This window comes from Mycobacterium sp. SMC-14, assembly GCF_046250075.1.
Taxonomy (GTDB): domain Bacteria; phylum Actinomycetota; class Actinomycetes; order Mycobacteriales; family Mycobacteriaceae; genus Mycobacterium.
The window spans coordinates 3,895,131-3,911,388 of record NZ_CP176429.1; the positions used below are offsets into that span (position 1 = coordinate 3,895,131).

The 16,258-nt window shown below is 66.3% G+C and carries 12 protein-coding genes; 4 read left to right on the forward strand and 8 right to left on the reverse strand.

Features of this window, described 5'->3' with window-relative positions; all coding sequences use genetic code 11:
• The first annotated feature begins 14 nt into the window (after window positions 1-14).
• Window positions 15-683, forward strand: a complete 669-nt coding sequence (gene phoU / locus ACKY0W_RS18540; RefSeq protein ID WP_047318210.1) for a phosphate signaling complex protein PhoU — start codon at window positions 15-17, stop codon at window positions 681-683.
• Here phoU and hrpA read toward each other — a convergent pair.
• Window positions 672-4,601, reverse strand: coding sequence for an ATP-dependent RNA helicase HrpA (hrpA, locus tag ACKY0W_RS18545; protein ID WP_409435275.1), 3,930 nt, complete (start codon window positions 4,599-4,601; stop codon window positions 672-674). The genes phoU and hrpA overlap by 12 nt on opposite strands.
• A 249-nt stretch (window positions 4,602-4,850) precedes the next feature.
• On the opposite strand from hrpA, the gene pstS (ACKY0W_RS18550) reads away from it, so the two are divergent.
• The 3 genes from pstS (ACKY0W_RS18550) to pstA (ACKY0W_RS18560) are packed head-to-tail and all read left to right on the forward strand — an operon-like array spanning window position 4,851 to window position 7,836.
• Window positions 4,851-5,966, forward strand: coding sequence for a phosphate ABC transporter substrate-binding protein PstS (pstS, locus tag ACKY0W_RS18550; protein WP_409435276.1), 1,116 nt, complete (start codon window positions 4,851-4,853; stop codon window positions 5,964-5,966).
• Complete coding sequence (pstC, locus tag ACKY0W_RS18555; protein ID WP_406760012.1) at window positions 5,963-6,925, forward strand: phosphate ABC transporter permease subunit PstC; 963 nt, start codon at window positions 5,963-5,965, stop codon at window positions 6,923-6,925. Before pstS (ACKY0W_RS18550) ends, pstC (ACKY0W_RS18555) begins: the two co-directional genes overlap by 4 nt.
• Window positions 6,922-7,836 carry a phosphate ABC transporter permease PstA gene (pstA, locus tag ACKY0W_RS18560; RefSeq protein ID WP_409435277.1) on the forward strand — a complete coding sequence of 305 codons (915 nt, stop codon included), beginning with the start codon at window positions 6,922-6,924 and terminating at the stop codon, window positions 7,834-7,836. Before pstC (ACKY0W_RS18555) ends, pstA (ACKY0W_RS18560) begins: the two co-directional genes overlap by 4 nt.
• A 110-nt stretch (window positions 7,837-7,946) precedes the next feature.
• Here pstA (ACKY0W_RS18560) and ACKY0W_RS18565 read toward each other — a convergent pair whose 3' ends face one another.
• The 7 genes from ACKY0W_RS18565 to pstS (ACKY0W_RS18595) all read right to left on the reverse strand — a co-directional run bounded on the left by ACKY0W_RS18565 (window position 7,947) and on the right by pstS (ACKY0W_RS18595) (window position 16,200).
• On the reverse strand, window positions 7,947-9,998 hold the full coding sequence (locus ACKY0W_RS18565; protein ID WP_409437847.1) for a serine/threonine-protein kinase PknD: 2,052 nt from the start codon (window positions 9,996-9,998) through the stop codon (window positions 7,947-7,949).
• A 77-nt stretch (window positions 9,999-10,075) separates the two neighbouring features.
• Window positions 10,076-11,182 carry a phosphate ABC transporter substrate-binding protein PstS gene (pstS, locus tag ACKY0W_RS18570; protein ID WP_409435278.1) on the reverse strand — a complete coding sequence of 369 codons (1,107 nt, stop codon included), beginning with the start codon at window positions 11,180-11,182 and terminating at the stop codon, window positions 10,076-10,078.
• A gap of 57 nt (window positions 11,183-11,239) precedes the next feature.
• Window positions 11,240-12,016 (reverse strand): phosphate ABC transporter ATP-binding protein PstB, encoded by a 777-nt coding sequence (gene pstB, locus ACKY0W_RS18575; RefSeq protein ID WP_406760015.1) that lies wholly within the window; start codon window positions 12,014-12,016, stop codon window positions 11,240-11,242.
• A 295-nt stretch (window positions 12,017-12,311) separates the two neighbouring features.
• Complete coding sequence (pstB, locus tag ACKY0W_RS18580) at window positions 12,312-13,088, reverse strand: phosphate ABC transporter ATP-binding protein PstB (RefSeq protein WP_067969692.1); 777 nt, start codon at window positions 13,086-13,088, stop codon at window positions 12,312-12,314.
• Window positions 13,089-13,140: 52 nt separating this feature from the next.
• Window positions 13,141-14,055 carry a phosphate ABC transporter permease PstA gene (gene pstA / locus ACKY0W_RS18585; protein ID WP_406760017.1) on the reverse strand — a complete coding sequence of 305 codons (915 nt, stop codon included), beginning with the start codon at window positions 14,053-14,055 and terminating at the stop codon, window positions 13,141-13,143.
• On the reverse strand, window positions 14,052-15,032 hold the full coding sequence (gene pstC, locus ACKY0W_RS18590; protein WP_409435279.1) for a phosphate ABC transporter permease subunit PstC: 981 nt from the start codon (window positions 15,030-15,032) through the stop codon (window positions 14,052-14,054). The genes pstA (ACKY0W_RS18585) and pstC (ACKY0W_RS18590) overlap by 4 nt, the downstream gene beginning before the upstream one ends.
• 49 nt (window positions 15,033-15,081) lie before the next feature.
• Window positions 15,082-16,200: a phosphate ABC transporter substrate-binding protein PstS gene (pstS, locus tag ACKY0W_RS18595; protein WP_409435280.1), complete on the reverse strand. Its 1,119-nt coding sequence runs from the start codon at window positions 16,198-16,200 to the stop codon at window positions 15,082-15,084.
• Window positions 16,201-16,258 lie beyond the last annotated feature (58 nt).

A 16,258-nucleotide genomic window follows, 5' to 3' on the forward strand; every position in this document is an offset into this window, starting at 1 on the left:
TTAGTCTTGAGGGCATGCGAACCGCGTACCACGAGCAACTCTCGGATCTGGCTGAACAGCTCGGCACGATGTGCGGCTTGGCCGGGGCAGCAATGGAACGCGCCACTCAGGCCCTGCTACAAGCCGACCTGATGCTGGCCGAGCAGGTGATCACCGATCACGAGAAGATCGCCGCGATGAGCACCCGCGCCGAGGAGAGCTCCTTCGTGCTGTTGGCGTTGCAGGCCCCGGTCGCCGGGGATCTGCGAGCGATCGTCAGCTCCATTCAGATGGTCGCCGACATCGACCGAATGGGCGCGTTGGCCCTGCACGTCGCCAAGATCACCCGTCGCCGCCACCCGCAGCACGCACTGCCCGAAGAGGTCAACGGTTACTTCGCCGAGATGGGCAGGCTTGCAGTCGAGTTGGGCAACAGCGCGCAAGAGGTGCTGTTGTCACGCGACCCGGAGAAGGCCGCCCGGATCCGCGAAGAAGACGACGCGATGGACGACCTGCACCGGCATCTGTTCTCGGTGTTGATGGACAAGGAATGGCGGCACGGGGTAGCCGCCGCCGTGGACGTGACGCTGCTGGGCCGGTTCTACGAGCGGTTCGCCGACCATGCCGTCGAGGTCGCTCGTCGGGTGATCTTCCAGGCCACCGGCAAGTTCCCCGACGAGCACACCCTGCCGTCAAGCGAGTAGTGCGTCGATCGCCCGGTAGATGCGCTGTTCGCTGACCGGGCGCGGGGTGCCGAGTTGCTGAGCCCACAGGCTCACCCGTAGCTCTTGAATCTGGCGGGCGATGTCGCGCACGTCGTTGTCGTGGCTGCGTGCCGTAGGCAGGGCTGCCAAGAGATCCTGGTAAGCCTCCTGCACCGCGTGCACCCGGGCCATCCGTTCGCGGTCGGCCTGCACCGCGCGGGGCAGCTGCTCCAAGCGGCGACGGATCGCGGTGAGATAGCGGGTGAGGTCCCCCAGGTGCGCACGCCCGGTGGCGGTGACGAACCCGGGCGCCAACAACGCATCCAGCTGGCCGGTCATGTCGGCGATCGCCTCGGCCTGCCCGGCCGTCGGCTGCGCCGGCAGCGCCACTTGGGTGTCCCGGGCCGCGGCCAGCACCTGCGCGACCCGCGTCACCACGTCAGCGGTGGTCGGGACCAGCGCGGCGGCCACCCGGCCCCGCAGCGCGCCGTACTCGTCTCGGGTCCACACCGGCGCCGGTGTCAACGCGTCGGTCGCGGCGTCGGCACAGTCGTCGATGAGCGCCGCCAAGGTCCCGTTCGGGTTCGCCTTGAGCATCAGCCGGGTCTGGGAATCCATCTGCCGTTCCACCGCTTTGACCGGTGAAGGGATATCGCAGCGCAATAACCGCCGGATGCCGGGGCCAAGCGCCGAGCGCTGCTGCGCCTCGGTGGAGAACACCCGCAGCTGCGCGGTGGCGCCGGCATCGACGAAGGCCGGGAAGCCGCGAACGGCGCGCCCGGCCACCATCCGCTGCACAGCCCGCGGCAGCGTGTCCAAGTCATCCGGCCAGGTGCGCATTTCGCTGCGTTCCAGCTCCGCGCCGACTGCGTCTGCGACCGCATCGCGGGCCGACGCCGCCAGTCGATCCTGCAAGGCACCAAGGTCTTTGCCGCGTGCCACCTCGGTGCCGTCTGCGGCCTCCACGGCAAAGGTGACCCGCAGATGCGCCGGCAACTTGGACAGGTCGAAGGCATCGAGCGGGACCAGCACACCCGTGCGGCGACGCAGCTCACCGGCCAGTGTCTCCAGCAGCGGCTCACCTGCCGGCCCGATGGCGCACAGCACCGCGCGGGCGGTGTCGGGAGCCGGGACGAAGTTGCGTCGCAGATCTTTGGGCAGGGACCGGATCAGCGCGGTGATCAGCTCTTCGCGCAGCGCCGGAACCTGCCAAGCGAACTCGTCGCCGCCGAGGCGTGCCAGCACATCGATCGGCACGTGCACGGTGACGCCGTCGTCGGCGGCGCCCGGCTCGAAGCGATAGCTCAGCGGCAATGCGAGGTCGGCGGTCGCCCAACTGTCCGGCCGATCGGCACCGAGTGTCTCGTCGGTCCGCAGCAACTCGTCGCGGGTGAAGGTCAGCAGGTCGGGCGTGACCTTCTGCTGCTTTTTCCACCATCCGTCGAAGTGCCGCGCCGAGACCACCTCGGCGGGAATCCTTGTGTCGTAGAGGTCATAGACGGTGTCCTCGTCGACGATCAGATCGCGACGCCGGACCCTGTCCTCCAGCTCCTGCAGTTGGGCGCGCAGTGCGGCGTTGTCGGCAAGGAACCGGTGCCGGCTCGCCCAATCGCCCTCTACCAGCGCATGCCGGATGAACAGGTCGCGGGCCACCGCCGGTTCCACCCGGGCGTAGCCGACCCTACGGCGCGCCACCAAGGGAAGTCCGTACAGCGCCACCTTTTCGAACGCCATCACTTCGCCGCGCTTGGCGTCCCAGTGCGGTTCGCTGTAGCTGCGCTGCGCCAGATCTCCCGCGACCCGCTCGACGGTTTCGGGTTGGATGCGTGCGGCGGTGCGCCCGAACAGCCGGCTGGTCTCGACCAGCTCGGCCACCATCGTCCAGCGTGGCGGTCGTTTGGCCAGTACCGAACCGGGCGCCAGCACGAATTTCGAGTTGCGTGCGCCTGCGAACTCGCGGCCGTCGTCGCGTCGCATCCCGACGTGCGACAACAACCCGGCCAGCAGCGCGGCGTGGATGGCTGCCGGCTGGGCCGGCTCGCCGGATTCACGGATGCCGATGTCGCCGGCAATGCTCCGCAGCTGCCCCACCAGATCCTGCCATTCCCGGATTCGTAGGTAGTGCAGGAACTCATTGCGACACATCCGGCGAAATGCACTGCCGCTCAGCGATTTCCGCTGCGCTGACAGATACGACCACAAGTTGAGGTAGGCAGTGAAGTCGGAATCGTCGTCGACGAACCGGGCATGCTTGGCCCGGGCCGCCTCCTCCCGATCGACTGGCCGCTCCCTGGGGTCGGGAATGGTCAGGGCGGCAGCGAGCACCAGCATCTCGCGCACACAACCCTCGGTCTCGGCGGCCAGGATCATCCGTCCCAATCGCGGATCGACCGGCAGCCGCGCCAGCCGGCGCCCCACATCGGTGATGGCGCCCTGCGCGGTGAACGCGCCGAGCTCGACCAGCAGCGCAACCCCGTCACGGATGCTGCGCGAATCGGGCGGGTCGAGGAAGCCGAAGTCTTCCACTGCACCCAGCCGCAGCGACGCCATCCGCAGCAGCACCGCAGCCAGATTCGTGCGCAGCACCTCGGGGTCGGTGTAGCGCGGCCGCGTGTCGAAGTCGACTTCGCTGTAGAGCCGGATGCATACCCCGGGCGCGGTGCGGCCGCACCGGCCGCTGCGCTGCGCGGCCGAGGCCTGCGAGATGGGTTCGATCGGCAGCCGCTGCACCTTCAGTCGGCGACTGTAGCGGGAGATGCGCGCGTTGCCCGGGTCGATCACGTAGCGGATGCCCGGCACCGTCAGCGATGTCTCAGCCACGTTGGTGGCCAGCACAATCCGCCGGCCGGCGCGCGCCGGGGCGAATACCTTCTGCTGTTCGGCAGTGGACAGCCGCGCATACAGCGGCAGAATCTCGGTGTTAGGCAGCCGGCCGAGAGCCTCTGCGGTGTCGCGGATCTCGCGCTCGCCGGATAGGAACACCAAAATGTCGCCGGGCGGTTCGGTGGACAGTTCGTGCACCGCATCGACGATCGCCTCGATCTCGTCGCGGGTCTCGGTCCGGATGATCTCCCGATCCGGGTCATCCGGGTCATCCCCGGCCTCCGAGCTGACCGGCAGCTCCAGCGGGCGATACCGGATCTCGACCGGGTAGCTGCGGCCGGACACCTCGACGATCGGCGCACCAGTTTCGCCAGCACCGCGCCCATATTCGGCTCCGCCGAAGTGCGCTGCGAAGCGCTGGGGTTCGATGGTGGCCGAGGTGATGATCACCTTCAGGTCCGGCCTGCGCGGCAACAACTCCCGCAGGTAGCCGAGCAGGAAGTCGATGTTGAGGCTGCGTTCGTGGGCCTCGTCGATGATCAGCGTGTCGTAGCGCAGCAGCCGGCGGTCCCGCTCGAGCTCGGCCAGCAGGATGCCGTCGGTCATCAGTTTTATCAGGGTGCGATCGGATACCCGGTCGGTGAACCGGACCGCATAGCCGACCACGTCGCCGAGCGGGCTGGCCAATTCGTCGGCGATCCGCTGAGCAACGGTGCGGGCGGCCAGCCGCCGCGGCTGGGTGTGCCCGATGGTGCCGCGAATGCCGCGGCCGAGCTCCAGGCAGATCTTGGGCAGCTGGGTGGTCTTGCCCGAGCCGGTCTCGCCGGCCACCACCACGACCTGGTGGTCCCTGATCGCCGCGGCGATCTCGTCACGGCGGTCGCTGACCGGCAGGTCGGGATAGCGGACATCGGGCACCGCGGCGCGCCGCGCGGCAACCAGTGCCTGTGCCTCGCCCATCCGCTCGGCCAGCTTGTGCAACTGCTCCGGCTTTCCGCCGCGCAGGTCCTTCAGGCGCCGTCCGAAGTAGGCCGCGTCCCGGAAGGTCAGCTCGTCGAGGAGGGTGCGCAACTGCGCGACGGACGGTTCGACCACTTCGCGAAGCATACGGGCCCGGTCGACTTGCCTGTCATCTGGCATTTAGCCAGTCCATATCGGCGTCATCAGAATTCCACCAGAATTCCACCGTGAGATCATGGCCGTTCACCGTACCGTCACCTCTGTTCACCGCATTAAATTGAGAAGTGATCCGGCCCGCACGTGATTGTTGCGAATTAGCGGTCGGGTTGGCTCGGTGATGTCGCACTAACTGTCATCACCCTAATTTGTCTGCGAAAGGGCAATGTGAAACTGAATGGAATTGGTACGACGCTGGGCATTATGGCGACCGGCGCGTTGGTGTTGTCCGGGTGTGGCAGCGACAAGAACGCCGACACCGGTGAGCGGGCAACCTCGAGCTCGGCAGCCGCCGGCGGGAACTGCGGCGGCACGGACACGCTGAAGGCCAGCGGATCGACCGCCCAGCAGAACGCGATGGCCCGGTTCGTCAAGGTCTTCATCGACGAATGCGCGGACCACAACGTCAACTACACCGCCAACGGATCGGGCGCCGGTATCCGCGAGTTCGTCGGCGGCCAGACCGACTTCGCCGGTTCTGACGTCCCGCTGAGCGCCGACGACTACGCACAGGCGCAACAACGCTGCGAGTCCCCGGCATGGAACCTGCCGGTGGTGTTCGGCCCGATCGCGATCACCTACAACCTCCCCGGCGTCAACACGCTGATCCTCGACGGCCCGACCGCCGCCAAGATCTTCAACGGAACCATCACCAGCTGGGACGACGCGGCGATCAAGGCCCTCAACCCGACGGCCACACTGCCCGCCCAGACGATCCACGTGGTGTTCCGCAGTGACGAGTCCGGGACCACCGACAACTTCCAGCAGTACCTGGATGCCGCCTCCGGTGGGGCCTGGGGCAAGGGCGCCGGAAAGACGTTCAACGGTGGTGTCGGCGAAGGCGCCAAGGGCAACGACGGCACGGCCGGAGCCATCGCGTCCACCGAGGGGGCGATCACCTACAACGAGTGGTCATTCGCCCAGGCCAAGAACCTGGCGACCGCCCAGATCGTCACCTCCGCCGGCCCCGACCCGGTCGCGATCAGCACCGAGTCGGTCGGCAAGACCATCGCCGGGGCCACCATCAAGGGCCAAGGCAACGACCTGGTGCTCGACACGGCGTCGTTCTACCAGCCGACTCAGACGGGCTCGTATCCGATCGTGCTCGCCACCTACGAGGTGGTGTGCTCGAAGTACCCGGACGCTGAGGTCGGCACGGCGGTCCGGCTGTTCCTGAAGTCCACCATCGGCGCAGGCCAGAGCGGTCTGGCCGACAACGGTTACGTGCCGATCCCCGAGGCCTTCAAGGCCCGCCTGGCGTCCGCGGTCGACGCCATCTCGTGACCCCCGGGGATCCATCGACGCCGCTGGCGAACAGCCGCTCGCCGCGAGGCGAGCGGCTGTTCCGGGCGGCCGCGGTCTCGGCCGGATCGACAGTGGTGGTGGCGATCGCGCTGATCGCGATCTTCCTGCTGGTGCGCGCTTTCCCGTCGTTGCTCGCCAACGACGGGAACTTCTTCACCAGCCCGGAGTTCAGCACCAACGATCCCGACCACCTGTCGTTCGGCATCCGAGACCTGCTGATGGTCACGGTGTTGAGCTCGGTATTCGCGTTGACGCTGGCGGTGCCGATTTCGGTCGGTATCGCGGTCTTCCTCACCCAGTACGCGCCCCGGCGGCTGACCCGCCCGTTTGCCGTGGTGATCGACCTGCTGGCCGCGGTGCCGTCCATCATCTTCGGTCTCTGGGGGATCTTCGTGCTGGCGCCGATGCTGGTGCCGTTGATGAGATTCCTCAGAAGTCACTTGGGTTGGCTGTTCCTGTTCCATAAGGGCAACGTGTCGCTGGCCGGCGGCGGCACGATCTTCACCGCGGGAATCGTGCTGGCCGTGATGATCTTGCCGATCATCACCTCGGTCTCGCGGGAGGTGTTCCGGCAGACCCCGTTCGCTCACATCGAAGCCGCCCAGGCCCTGGGAGCCACGCGATGGGAGGTGGTCCGCATGGCGGTGCTGCCCTACGGCCGCAGCGGCGTGATCGCCGCGGCGATGCTGGGCCTGGGGCGGGCACTGGGCGAGACGGTCGCGATGCTGATCATCCTGCGGGCCGCGGCAAAGCCTGGGAATTGGTCGCTGTTCGATGGCGGGTACACATTCGCCTCCAAAATCGCCTCGGCGGCCGCGGAGTTCAGCGCCCCGCTGCCGACCGGCGCCTACATCGCCGCGGGGTTCGCATTGTTCGCACTCACGTTCTTCGTCAACGCCGCCGCTCGCGCGGTGGCCGGCGGCAAGGTCAACGGATGACCGCCCAACTGCTCGACGCACCGGTCAAACCGTCGCCGGTGCCACATCACCACCACCTCAGCCTGCGGCGGCGGCTGACGGACAAGATCGCCACGGCGGCGTTCGTGAGCTCGTTCGCCGTGGCAGCGATTCCGTTGGTCTGGGTGCTCTGGGTCGTGCTGGCCCGCGGTTGGCACGCGATCACCAACCTTGACTGGTGGACGCACTCACTCCGCGGCGTACTGCCCGAAGAATTCGCCGGCGGCGTCTACCACGCGCTGTACGGCACCCTGGTGCAGACCGGGATGGCCGCCGCGCTAGCGGTACCGCTGGGCCTGATGACGGCGATCTACCTGATCGAATACGGCGGCGGCCGCTGGGCGCGACTGACCACCTTCATGGTCGACGTGCTTGCCGGGGTGCCCTCGATCGTGGCGTCGCTGTTCGTCTTCAGCCTGTGGATCGCCACCCTTCGATTCGAGCAGAGCGCATTCGCGGTGTCGCTGGCGCTGGCACTGCTGATGTTGCCGATCGTGGTGCGCTCCACCGAGGAGATGCTGCGCCTGGTCCCCGACGAACTGCGGGAAGCCAGCTACGCACTGGGGGTGCCGCGATGGAAGACGATCCTGCGCATCGTCATTCCCACCGCGCTCTCGGGAATACTGTCGGGAATCTTCTTGTCGATCGCCCGGATCATGGGTGAGACCGCCCCCGTGCTGGTGCTGGTGGGCTACAGCCGTTCGATCAACTACGACGTCTTTCACGACAACATGGCGTCGCTGCCGCTGCTGATCTATTCCGAGCTGGGGAACCCACAGGCGGCCGGGGCTGCCCGAGTCTGGGGTGCGGCGCTGACGCTGATCATCCTGGTCGCGGTCAGCGCAATCGTGGCAGCCGTGGCGACCCGGATCACCTCGGTCCACGACCGCTGACCGGCGGTTCAGCGAGGCTCGACGCAGGAGAGCCGAAGCTGGAACCGCCGCATCAACCCCGGCGGTTCAGCGAGGCTCGACGCAGGAGAGCCGAAGCTGGAACCGCCGCATCAACCCCGCGGTTCCGTGCCGCCGACCAGTTTCACCACTCGGTTGTTGCCCCGGTCGGCGACGTAAAGGGCGCCGTCCGAACCGACCACGACCTGTAGTGGGGTGTTCAGGCCGGTGAACGGCAGCTTCGTCTGGGTATTGGCCCCGGCGGTCAGCTTCACCACAGTGTGGCTGTCGTGGTTGGTGACGAAGACATTGCCGGCCCCGTCGACGGTGACGCCCCACGGGGCATCGAGACCGGTGAACGGGAGCACGCTCTGGGTATTGGATCCGGCGGCGAGTCGCACCACCCGATCGTTGTCGGTGTCGGTGACGTAGACGTTGCCGGAGGAGTCGACAGCCACGTCGTCGGGGTTGTGCAGCCCGGCGAACGGCAGCACCACCTGGGCGTCGGTCCCGGCCGGCAGCTTGACCACCCGGTTGTTACCCCGGTCGGCGACGTAGACGCTGCCGTCGTTGTCCACCACCAACCCTTCCGGATAGTTCAGCCCGGTGAAGGGCAGCTCGGACTGGACGTGGGAATCCGGGTCCAGCTTCAGCACCCGATTGTTGAAGTCGGTGACATACACCGCGCCGGCCCGATCGACGGCGACGCCTTGCGGTTCGTAGAGCCCCGTGAACGGCAGCATTTCCGGTTTGTTCGAGCCCGGTGCCAGCTTCACCACCCGGCCGTACATGCTCTGGTTGGTGACATAGACGTTTCCGCTACTGTCCAACGCCAACCCGCCCGGGGAGAGCCGGAAGCTCAGGCCGTCCAAGGGCAACACGCTCTGCCCGTTCGCCGACGCCGTCGCCGTCGACCCGTGGGACGTGTCCGATCGGTGGGTGACCGCGTAGCCGCCCACGCCGACCGCCACCAGCAGCGCCGCGGCTACCGCAGCCGGCACCAGCCATCGGCGATCGCCGCGGTTTTTTGCCTCGGCGGCGAATTCCGGCGTGGCAGCCGAGGACTGCTGCGCCGGCCGGTCCCGCCAACCGGTGAGGGCGGGCCGCATCTGAGTCTGCTCCGGCGGCTGGTCGTAGGAGTTCGGTTCGTAGCCGCGCTGTTCGTAGTTGACCGGCTGTTGCCGATACCCGGTGGCGGGAGAGACGGCGCCGCCGCTGCTGTTGGAGACGGCGCTGGCCATTCGGGTCGCCACATCGCCCTGCTGCACGATCATCGCGGCCTGATGCTGCTCGGCGGTGGTCAGCGCATCGTGTGCGGCACGCGCCAGATCGCCGGCGCTGCTGTATCGCTCCCGCGGATTCTTCGCCATCCCCCTGGCGATCACCTGGTCCAATCCGATCGGCACCTGGCCCGGCCGCAGCTGACTGGGCCGCGGGGCGGGCTCCATCAGATGTGAGGCAATCAGGCGTTCAATGGTCTCGCTCCGGTACGGCGGCTGACCGCTGAGGCACTCGCTCAGCACACAGGCCAGCGAATAGATATCGGCACGGTAGTCGACCTCGCCACCACTGAACCGCTCTGGCGCCATGTAGTTGTAGGTGCCCAGCGCCATCCCGGTCTGGGTGAGGCCGGGATCTGCTGCGGCGCGGGCGATCCCGAAATCGACCAGGTAGGCGAAATTGTCCCGGGTGAGCAGGATGTTCGCCGGCTTGATGTCGCGGTGAGTGATTCCGCCGGCGTGTGCGGCGTCCAAGGCGGCGGCCACCTGTTCGATCACCGCCACCGCTCGCGCCGGGGTCAGCGGGCCCAGGCGCTGCAACTCCATGCCGAGGTCGTTGCCGTCGATCAGCCGCATCTCGACGAACATCTGTCCGTCGATCTCGCCGTAGTCGTGGATGGGCACCACATGCGGCTCGGTGAGTCGGCCGGCCGCGTCGGCCTCGCGCTGCATCCGGGTTCGGAATGCGGGATTGCCCGACAGCACGGGGGCGATCAGCTTCAGTGCAACCGATCGGTGCTTGCGGGTGTCCTCGGCCTCATAGACCTCACCCATCCCACCTCGCCCCAGCAGCCGAAGCAACCGGTAAGGACCGAATTGGGAACCCACCTGCGAAGCCAGCCCGCTATTGTTCACGACGCTCCATCCACCGGTCACGATTGGCATCATTCGATCAACTGTTGCGTGAACAGAAGATTAACCAAAGATTACCAGCGAAAATGGATCGCCGCAGATCTCGACGATCAGGAAATAGCGTCGACCGCGGTCTTCAATTTCGACGTGAATTCCGGGGGCAGGGGAATATAGCCGTACTGGTCCAGATCCTGCTGTCCGTCGCCGATCGCCGCCTGCATGAACGCCTTGACCGCTTGCGCCGTCGCCGGGTCCGGGTATTGGGAGCAGACGATCTCGTAGGTCACCAGCACGATCGGGTAGGCGCCCGCCACGGTCGGTTTGTAGAACGAGGAGGTATCCACCACCAGATCGTTGCCGGCACCGCTGAACTTGGCTCCGGCGATGGTCTTATCCACCGAGTCGACAGAGATGGTCACCGGTTGCGGGCCCGCCGACGTGACGATCTGGGCCATGTTGAGCTCGCGCCCCACCGCATAGGACCACTCGTTGTAGGTGATCGACCCCTCGGTGCTTCGCAACAGCGCCGACGTACCGTCGTTGCCGGCCGCTCCGACACCGGTACCACCGTTGAAGGTCTTGCCCACGCCGCGCCCCCAGGAGCCGTCCGAGGCGACGTCGAGGTACTTCTGGAAATTGTCGGTGGTTCCGGAGGCGTCGCTGCGGAACACCACGTGAATGGGCTCGGCGGGCAGTGCCGCGTCCTTGTTGAGAGCTTTCAGCGCGGGGTCGTCCCACTTGGTGATGGTGCCGTTGAAGATCTTGGCCACCGTGGGCCCGTCCAGATCGAGTTCGTTGACGCCACCGATGTTGTAGGTCACGGCAATCGGACCGAAGACCGTCGGCAGGTGCCAGGGCGTCGAGCCGCACCGCGCCGCCACCCGCTGCGGCTCACCGTTCGACGGATCGAGCGGCGAGTCCGACCCGGCCAATTCGGTTTGCCCACTGGCGAATTCGGCGATGCCGTTGCCGGATCCGTTGGCCCGGTAGTCCAGGGTGTAGTCCGGGCAGGCCCGGATGTAGGCATAGACGAACTGTTCGATCGCGTGCGCCTGGGCCGTCGAACCGCTCGCGGTCAGCTTCTGCTTGCCACCGCACTGCACCGCTGAGGAGCCCGAACCTGAGGCCGACGACGATTCGCCACCACCGCAGGCCGCTACCATCAGCAGTACGGCTGCCAGCAGACTCGAGACGATACCGAATCGGTTGATCCTCAACGGCGCTCCTTCGGCGGTCAGCGTGGAAACCACACGGTAGCCGGACCCGGTAATAGGTCAGCCAAAACGGCCCGAGATGTAGTCCTCGGTTTCCTTAAGTCTCGGATTAGAGAAAATTTTCTCGGTCCCGTCGATCTCGACCAATCGGCCGGGTTTACCGACGGCCTCCAGGTTGAAGAACGCCGTCTGATCGCTCACCCGCGCCGCCTGCTGCATGTTGTGGGTGACGATGACGATGGTGTAGTCCTGCTTGAGCTGGGAGATCAGCTCTTCGATGGCCATCGTCGAGATCGGGTCCAACGCCGAGCAGGGCTCGTCCATCAGCAGCACGTCCGGTTGCACCGCGATGGCTCGCGCGATGCACAATCGCTGCTGCTGACCCCCCGAGAGCCCACCACCGGGCTTGTCCAGCCGGTCCTTGACCTCGTTCCACAAGTTCGCCCCGCGCAGGGACTGTTCGACGGTCTCGTCAAGCAATTTGCGATTGCGCACCCCCTGCAGCGTCAACCCGGCAACCACGTTGTCGCGGATCGACATGGTGGGAAACGGGTTTGGACGCTGAAACACCATCCCGATGGCCTTGCGAACCCCCACCGGGTCGATGCCGGGTTGGTAGATGTCCTCGCCGTCCAGCAGCACCGAACCCTCAACCCGCGCGCCCTGGATAACCTCGTGCATCCGGTTGAGCGTGCGCAGCACCGTCGACTTGCCGCAGCCCGATGGGCCGATGAACGCGGTGACGCTGCGTGGCGGCACCGACAGTGTCACCTCGGCGACCGCGTGAAACGACCCGTAATAGATGTTGACGTCGCTCAGGTCCAACCGTTTGGCCACTGGCAGCCTTCTCCTTACTCGACTCAACCCGTCCCGGCCGCAATGTCCGACGGCCTGGACCTTCTTGGAGCAACGATCTGCGCGCCAGCCTAGCCACGATCTGAAGTCCTGCAATGTGGAGAAAAGCACCGGGTCGGCCGAGGTAGGCCGCGAAGCGCCGGGGTTCGATGGCGGCCGAGGGTGATGATCACCTTCAGATCCGGGTTGCGCGCCGGCAACTCGCGCCATGCGGATCCTTCAGCCGCTGCCTGAAATGCGCTGCGCCCCAGCTGGTTAGCCGCCGAGTGTGGCTCGCCTAACCGAATCGGCCGGAGATGTAGTCCTCGGTTTCCTTGAAGCTCGGGTTGGAGAAGATCTTCTCGGTCCCGTCGATCTCGATCAGCCGGCCGGGTTTGCCGACATCGGCCAGGTTGAAGAACGCCGTCTGGTCACTCACCCGCGCCGCCTGCTGCATGTTGTGGGTGACGATGACGATGGTGTAGTCCTGCTTGAGCTGGGAGATCAGCTCTTCGATGGCCATCGTCGAGATCGGGTCCAACGCCGAGCAGGGCTCGTCCATCAGCAGCACGTCCGGTTGCACCGCGATGGCTCGCGCGATGCACAATCGCTGCTGCTGACCCCCCGAGAGCCCACCACCGGGCTTGTCCAGCCGGTCCTTGACCTCGTTCCACAAGTTCGCCCCGCGCAGGGAAAACTCCGCGGTTTCGTCGAGTGTGCGGCGGTTACGGATTCCCTGCAGCTTGAGACCTGCTACCACGTTGTCGCGAATAGACATGGTGGGGAAAGGATTCGGGCGCTGAAACACCATTCCGACGGCTTGGCGAACCCCCACCGGGTCGATTCCGGGGCGGTAGATGTTCTCGCCGTCCAGCAGCACCGAACCCTCGATTCGGGCACCAGGGGTGGTCTCGTGCATCCGGTTGAGCGTGCGCAGCACGGTCGACTTGCCGCATCCGGAGGGACCGATAAACGCGGTGACACTTCGCGGCGCGACCGACAGCGACACGTCCGCCACAGCGTGAAACGACCCGTAATAGATGTTGAGGTCGGTGAGATCCAACCTTTTAGCCACCGTGCAGCTCTCCTTGTTCGCCCACCGCTACGCGCTGGTTGTCGAGACTGGTCTAGAACTTCTTGGGGGCGAAGATGCGCGCCCCGAACCTGGCCGCGACATTGAGTATCGCGATCAGCAGGATGAGCGTCAGCGCAGCGCCCCAGAGACGATCCGTGGGAACCGCGCTGGCACCCGCCCCGGCCGACGTCTGGTCATACATCATTCCCGGCAGCGACCCCATGAAGCCGTGGAACATGTCGAAGTTGATGGCCTGGGAATAGCCGACCAGGATCAGCAGCGGCGCGGTCTCGCCCATCACCCGGGCCAGCGCCAACAGAATCCCGGTGACGATGCCGGACAACGCGGTCGGAATCACGATGCTGGTGATGGTCTTCCACTTCGGTGCGCCCAACGCGTAGCTGGCTTCGCGCAGGTCCATCGGAATGATCCGCAGCATCTCCTCGGTCGCTCGCACGATCACCGGCACCATCAGCAGCACCAACGACAGTGACACCGCGAAGCCCGAGCGGTGAAATCCCAAGGTGGCCACCCACAGCGCGTAGACGAACAGCGCTGCGACGATCGACGGCACGCCGGTCAGGATGTCGACCATGAAGGTCGCGAGCTTGCCCAGTCGGGTACCGGCACCGTATTCGACCAGATAGATCGCGACGAAGATCCCGATCGGGATCGAGATGGCCGCGCACAGCAGTCCTTGCAGCAGCGTCCCGATGATCGCGTGGTAGGCACCGCCGCCGGCCACGAACGCCGTCATGCCGGCCTGCGAGTGGGTCCACCAGGAACTGGTACTGACCGCACCGAAACCGAAGTCGAAGACCGAGTACATCACCCATACCAACGGCACCAACGCCAACGCCATCGCGGAGGTGACCAACACCGTCGCAATGGAATTGGCCACCCGGCGGCGCAGGCCTACCCCCGCAAAAGTGCGCAGCTTGACGGGCCGGTCCAGCAACGCGGTCATGAATGCACCTTCTGGGTGATCGCGACGCGCGCCAGCGCGTTGACGATAAGCGTCAGCACGAACAGCACCAACCCGGCAGCGATGTAGGCACCCGCCTTGTACTGATCGTTGAATTCCGATGCGGTGGCCGCGATCTTGGTGGCGAAGGTGGAACCGCCGTCGAACAGCGACCAGTTGAACGCCTTCTGGGTGGAGCGCAGGATGATCAGCAATGCCACTGTCTCGCCGAGCGCGCGTCCCAAGCCCAGCATCGCCGCGCTGATGTAGCCGGAGCGGCCGAACGGCAGCATCACCATCTTGACCACCTCCCAGCGCGTCGCGCCCAGCGCCAGGGCGGCCTCGACCTGGCCCCGGGGGGTCTGTGCCAGCACCTCGCGGGTGACCGCGGTGATGATCGGCAGGATCATCACCGCCAGCACGATTCCCCCGGTGAAGATGGTGCCGCCGCCCGCCACCGACGCGTTGCCGTCGGCGAACAGGAAGAATCCACCGAGATGCTCGTTGAGCCATAGCGCCGTGCCGCGCAACTGCGGGGCCAGCACATACAGGCCCCAAGCTCCGTAGATGATCGACGGCACGGCGGCAAGGAGTTCGACCAGGTAGCCCAGGACCCCCACCAGCCGCCGGGGCGCGTATTCGGCGAGATAGACCGCGACGCCCAGGGCGACCGGCATGGCCAGCAGCAGGGCAAACACCGAGACGAGCACCGTCACCTGCAGCATCTCCGCGATGCCGAAATGCATGGCGGAGGTGTTGGTGGTGATCCAACTGCCGCCGTAGGTGAAGAAGTTCTCTCGGTTGCGCTCCAGCGCCGGTATCGCCCGCAACAAGAGGAAGCCCCCGACGGCGCTGATCAAGACGATGATCAGCACCCCGGAGCCTTCGGCGACCAGGCGGAACAGCCGATCTTGCAGGCGGCTCCCGGTGGAACGCACCGCCGTCGGGGTCACCGACGGCGTCGACGCAGGCGCGGACACAGACGAGTCGGCGATGCCTGACACCCCCTCATCGCTTGCGGCATGGCGGCTACTGGATCGCGTCGATGGCGGCACTCAAGCGCCGTTTCAACTGGTCCGGCAGCCGAACGTAACCGGCGGACGACAATTCGTCCTGGCCGCTGGTGGAGGCCGTCTTCAAGAAGGACTTCACGGCCGCCGACGTGTCGGGGTCATAGCCCTTGGAGCAGACGATCTCATAGGTCACCAAGACTAGCGGGTAGGCAGCGGCCTGCTTGGTGCCGTAAAGCGACCTGAGGTCCAGCCGCATGTCGTTGCTGTCTTCGGAGACGAATCCGGCCGACTGGATCGCCACACCGGCCGATTCGTCGGTTGCGGCGACCACCCCGGAGCCCGAGTCGATCATCGCCGACCGCAGGTTGGCCTGGTCGGCGAAGCCCTTCTCGACGTAGCCGATGGCACCAGGAGTGCTCTGCACCGCCTGCACGACCCCGGCCGACTTCTGCGCGCCCTCACCGACGCCGCCCTGGAATTCGCTGCCTTCACCCTTGGTCCAGGCCTGCGGCGCTGCGGCGCTGAGGTACTTCTGGAAGTTGTCGGTGGTGCCCGACGAGTCCGACCGGTAGATCGGGGTGATGGCGATCGCCGGCAGTTCCTGGCCCGGGTTGAGGGCCACCAGCGCGGGATCGTTCCAGCTGGTGATGGCCCCGCTGAAGATCCGGGCCAGCACGTCACCGTTGAGGACCAGGTTCTCCGCCCCGTCGAGGTGGTAGGCGATGCTGACCGGGCCGAACACCAGCGGCAGATGCCATGCCGGGTTCTGGCCGCACCGGTCGGCCGCCTCGGCGACCTGCGCTTCGCTCAGCGGCGAGTCCGAACCGGCGAAGTCGACGTGCCCGGCGATGAACTGCTCGCGGCCCGCGCCCGACCCGGTCGGGTTGTAGGACAGGTTCTTGCCCGAACACTCTTTGCCCCACACCTGGTTGAACACGGCGATCGCGTTCTGCTGAGCGGTCGATCCCTCAGCGGTCAGCGTGCTCTTACCGGGGCACTCAGCGGAGTCGGCTTTACCCGAGGTGGTTCCAGTGCCTGCCGGGCTTGCGTTGTTGTCATCGCTGCCACAGCCACTGAGCGCCAGACCGGTCATCGCGGCCGCTACCAGCGCAAGACCCGCCTTTGTGCGTTTCATCAGTTCTCGCTTTCTCGCTTCCGGTTCAAATCTCTCCGGGAACGTATGCGGCACTTAT

Excerpts from the sequence above, each read along its gene's own strand:
- phoU (WP_047318210.1), top strand. The coding sequence starts at position 15 with ATGCGAACCGCGTACCACGAGCAACTCTCGGATCTGGCTGAACAGCTC.
- pstA (WP_409435277.1), top strand. The coding sequence starts at position 6,922 with ATGACCGCCCAACTGCTCGACGCACCGGTCAAACCGTCGCCGGTGCCA.
- ACKY0W_RS18565 (WP_409437847.1), bottom strand. The coding sequence starts at position 9,998 with ATGCCAATCGTGACCGGTGGATGGAGCGTCGTGAACAATAGCGGGCTG.
- pstA (WP_406760017.1), bottom strand. The coding sequence starts at position 14,055 with ATGACCGCGTTGCTGGACCGGCCCGTCAAGCTGCGCACTTTTGCGGGG.
- pstS (WP_409435280.1), bottom strand. The coding sequence starts at position 16,200 with ATGAAACGCACAAAGGCGGGTCTTGCGCTGGTAGCGGCCGCGATGACC.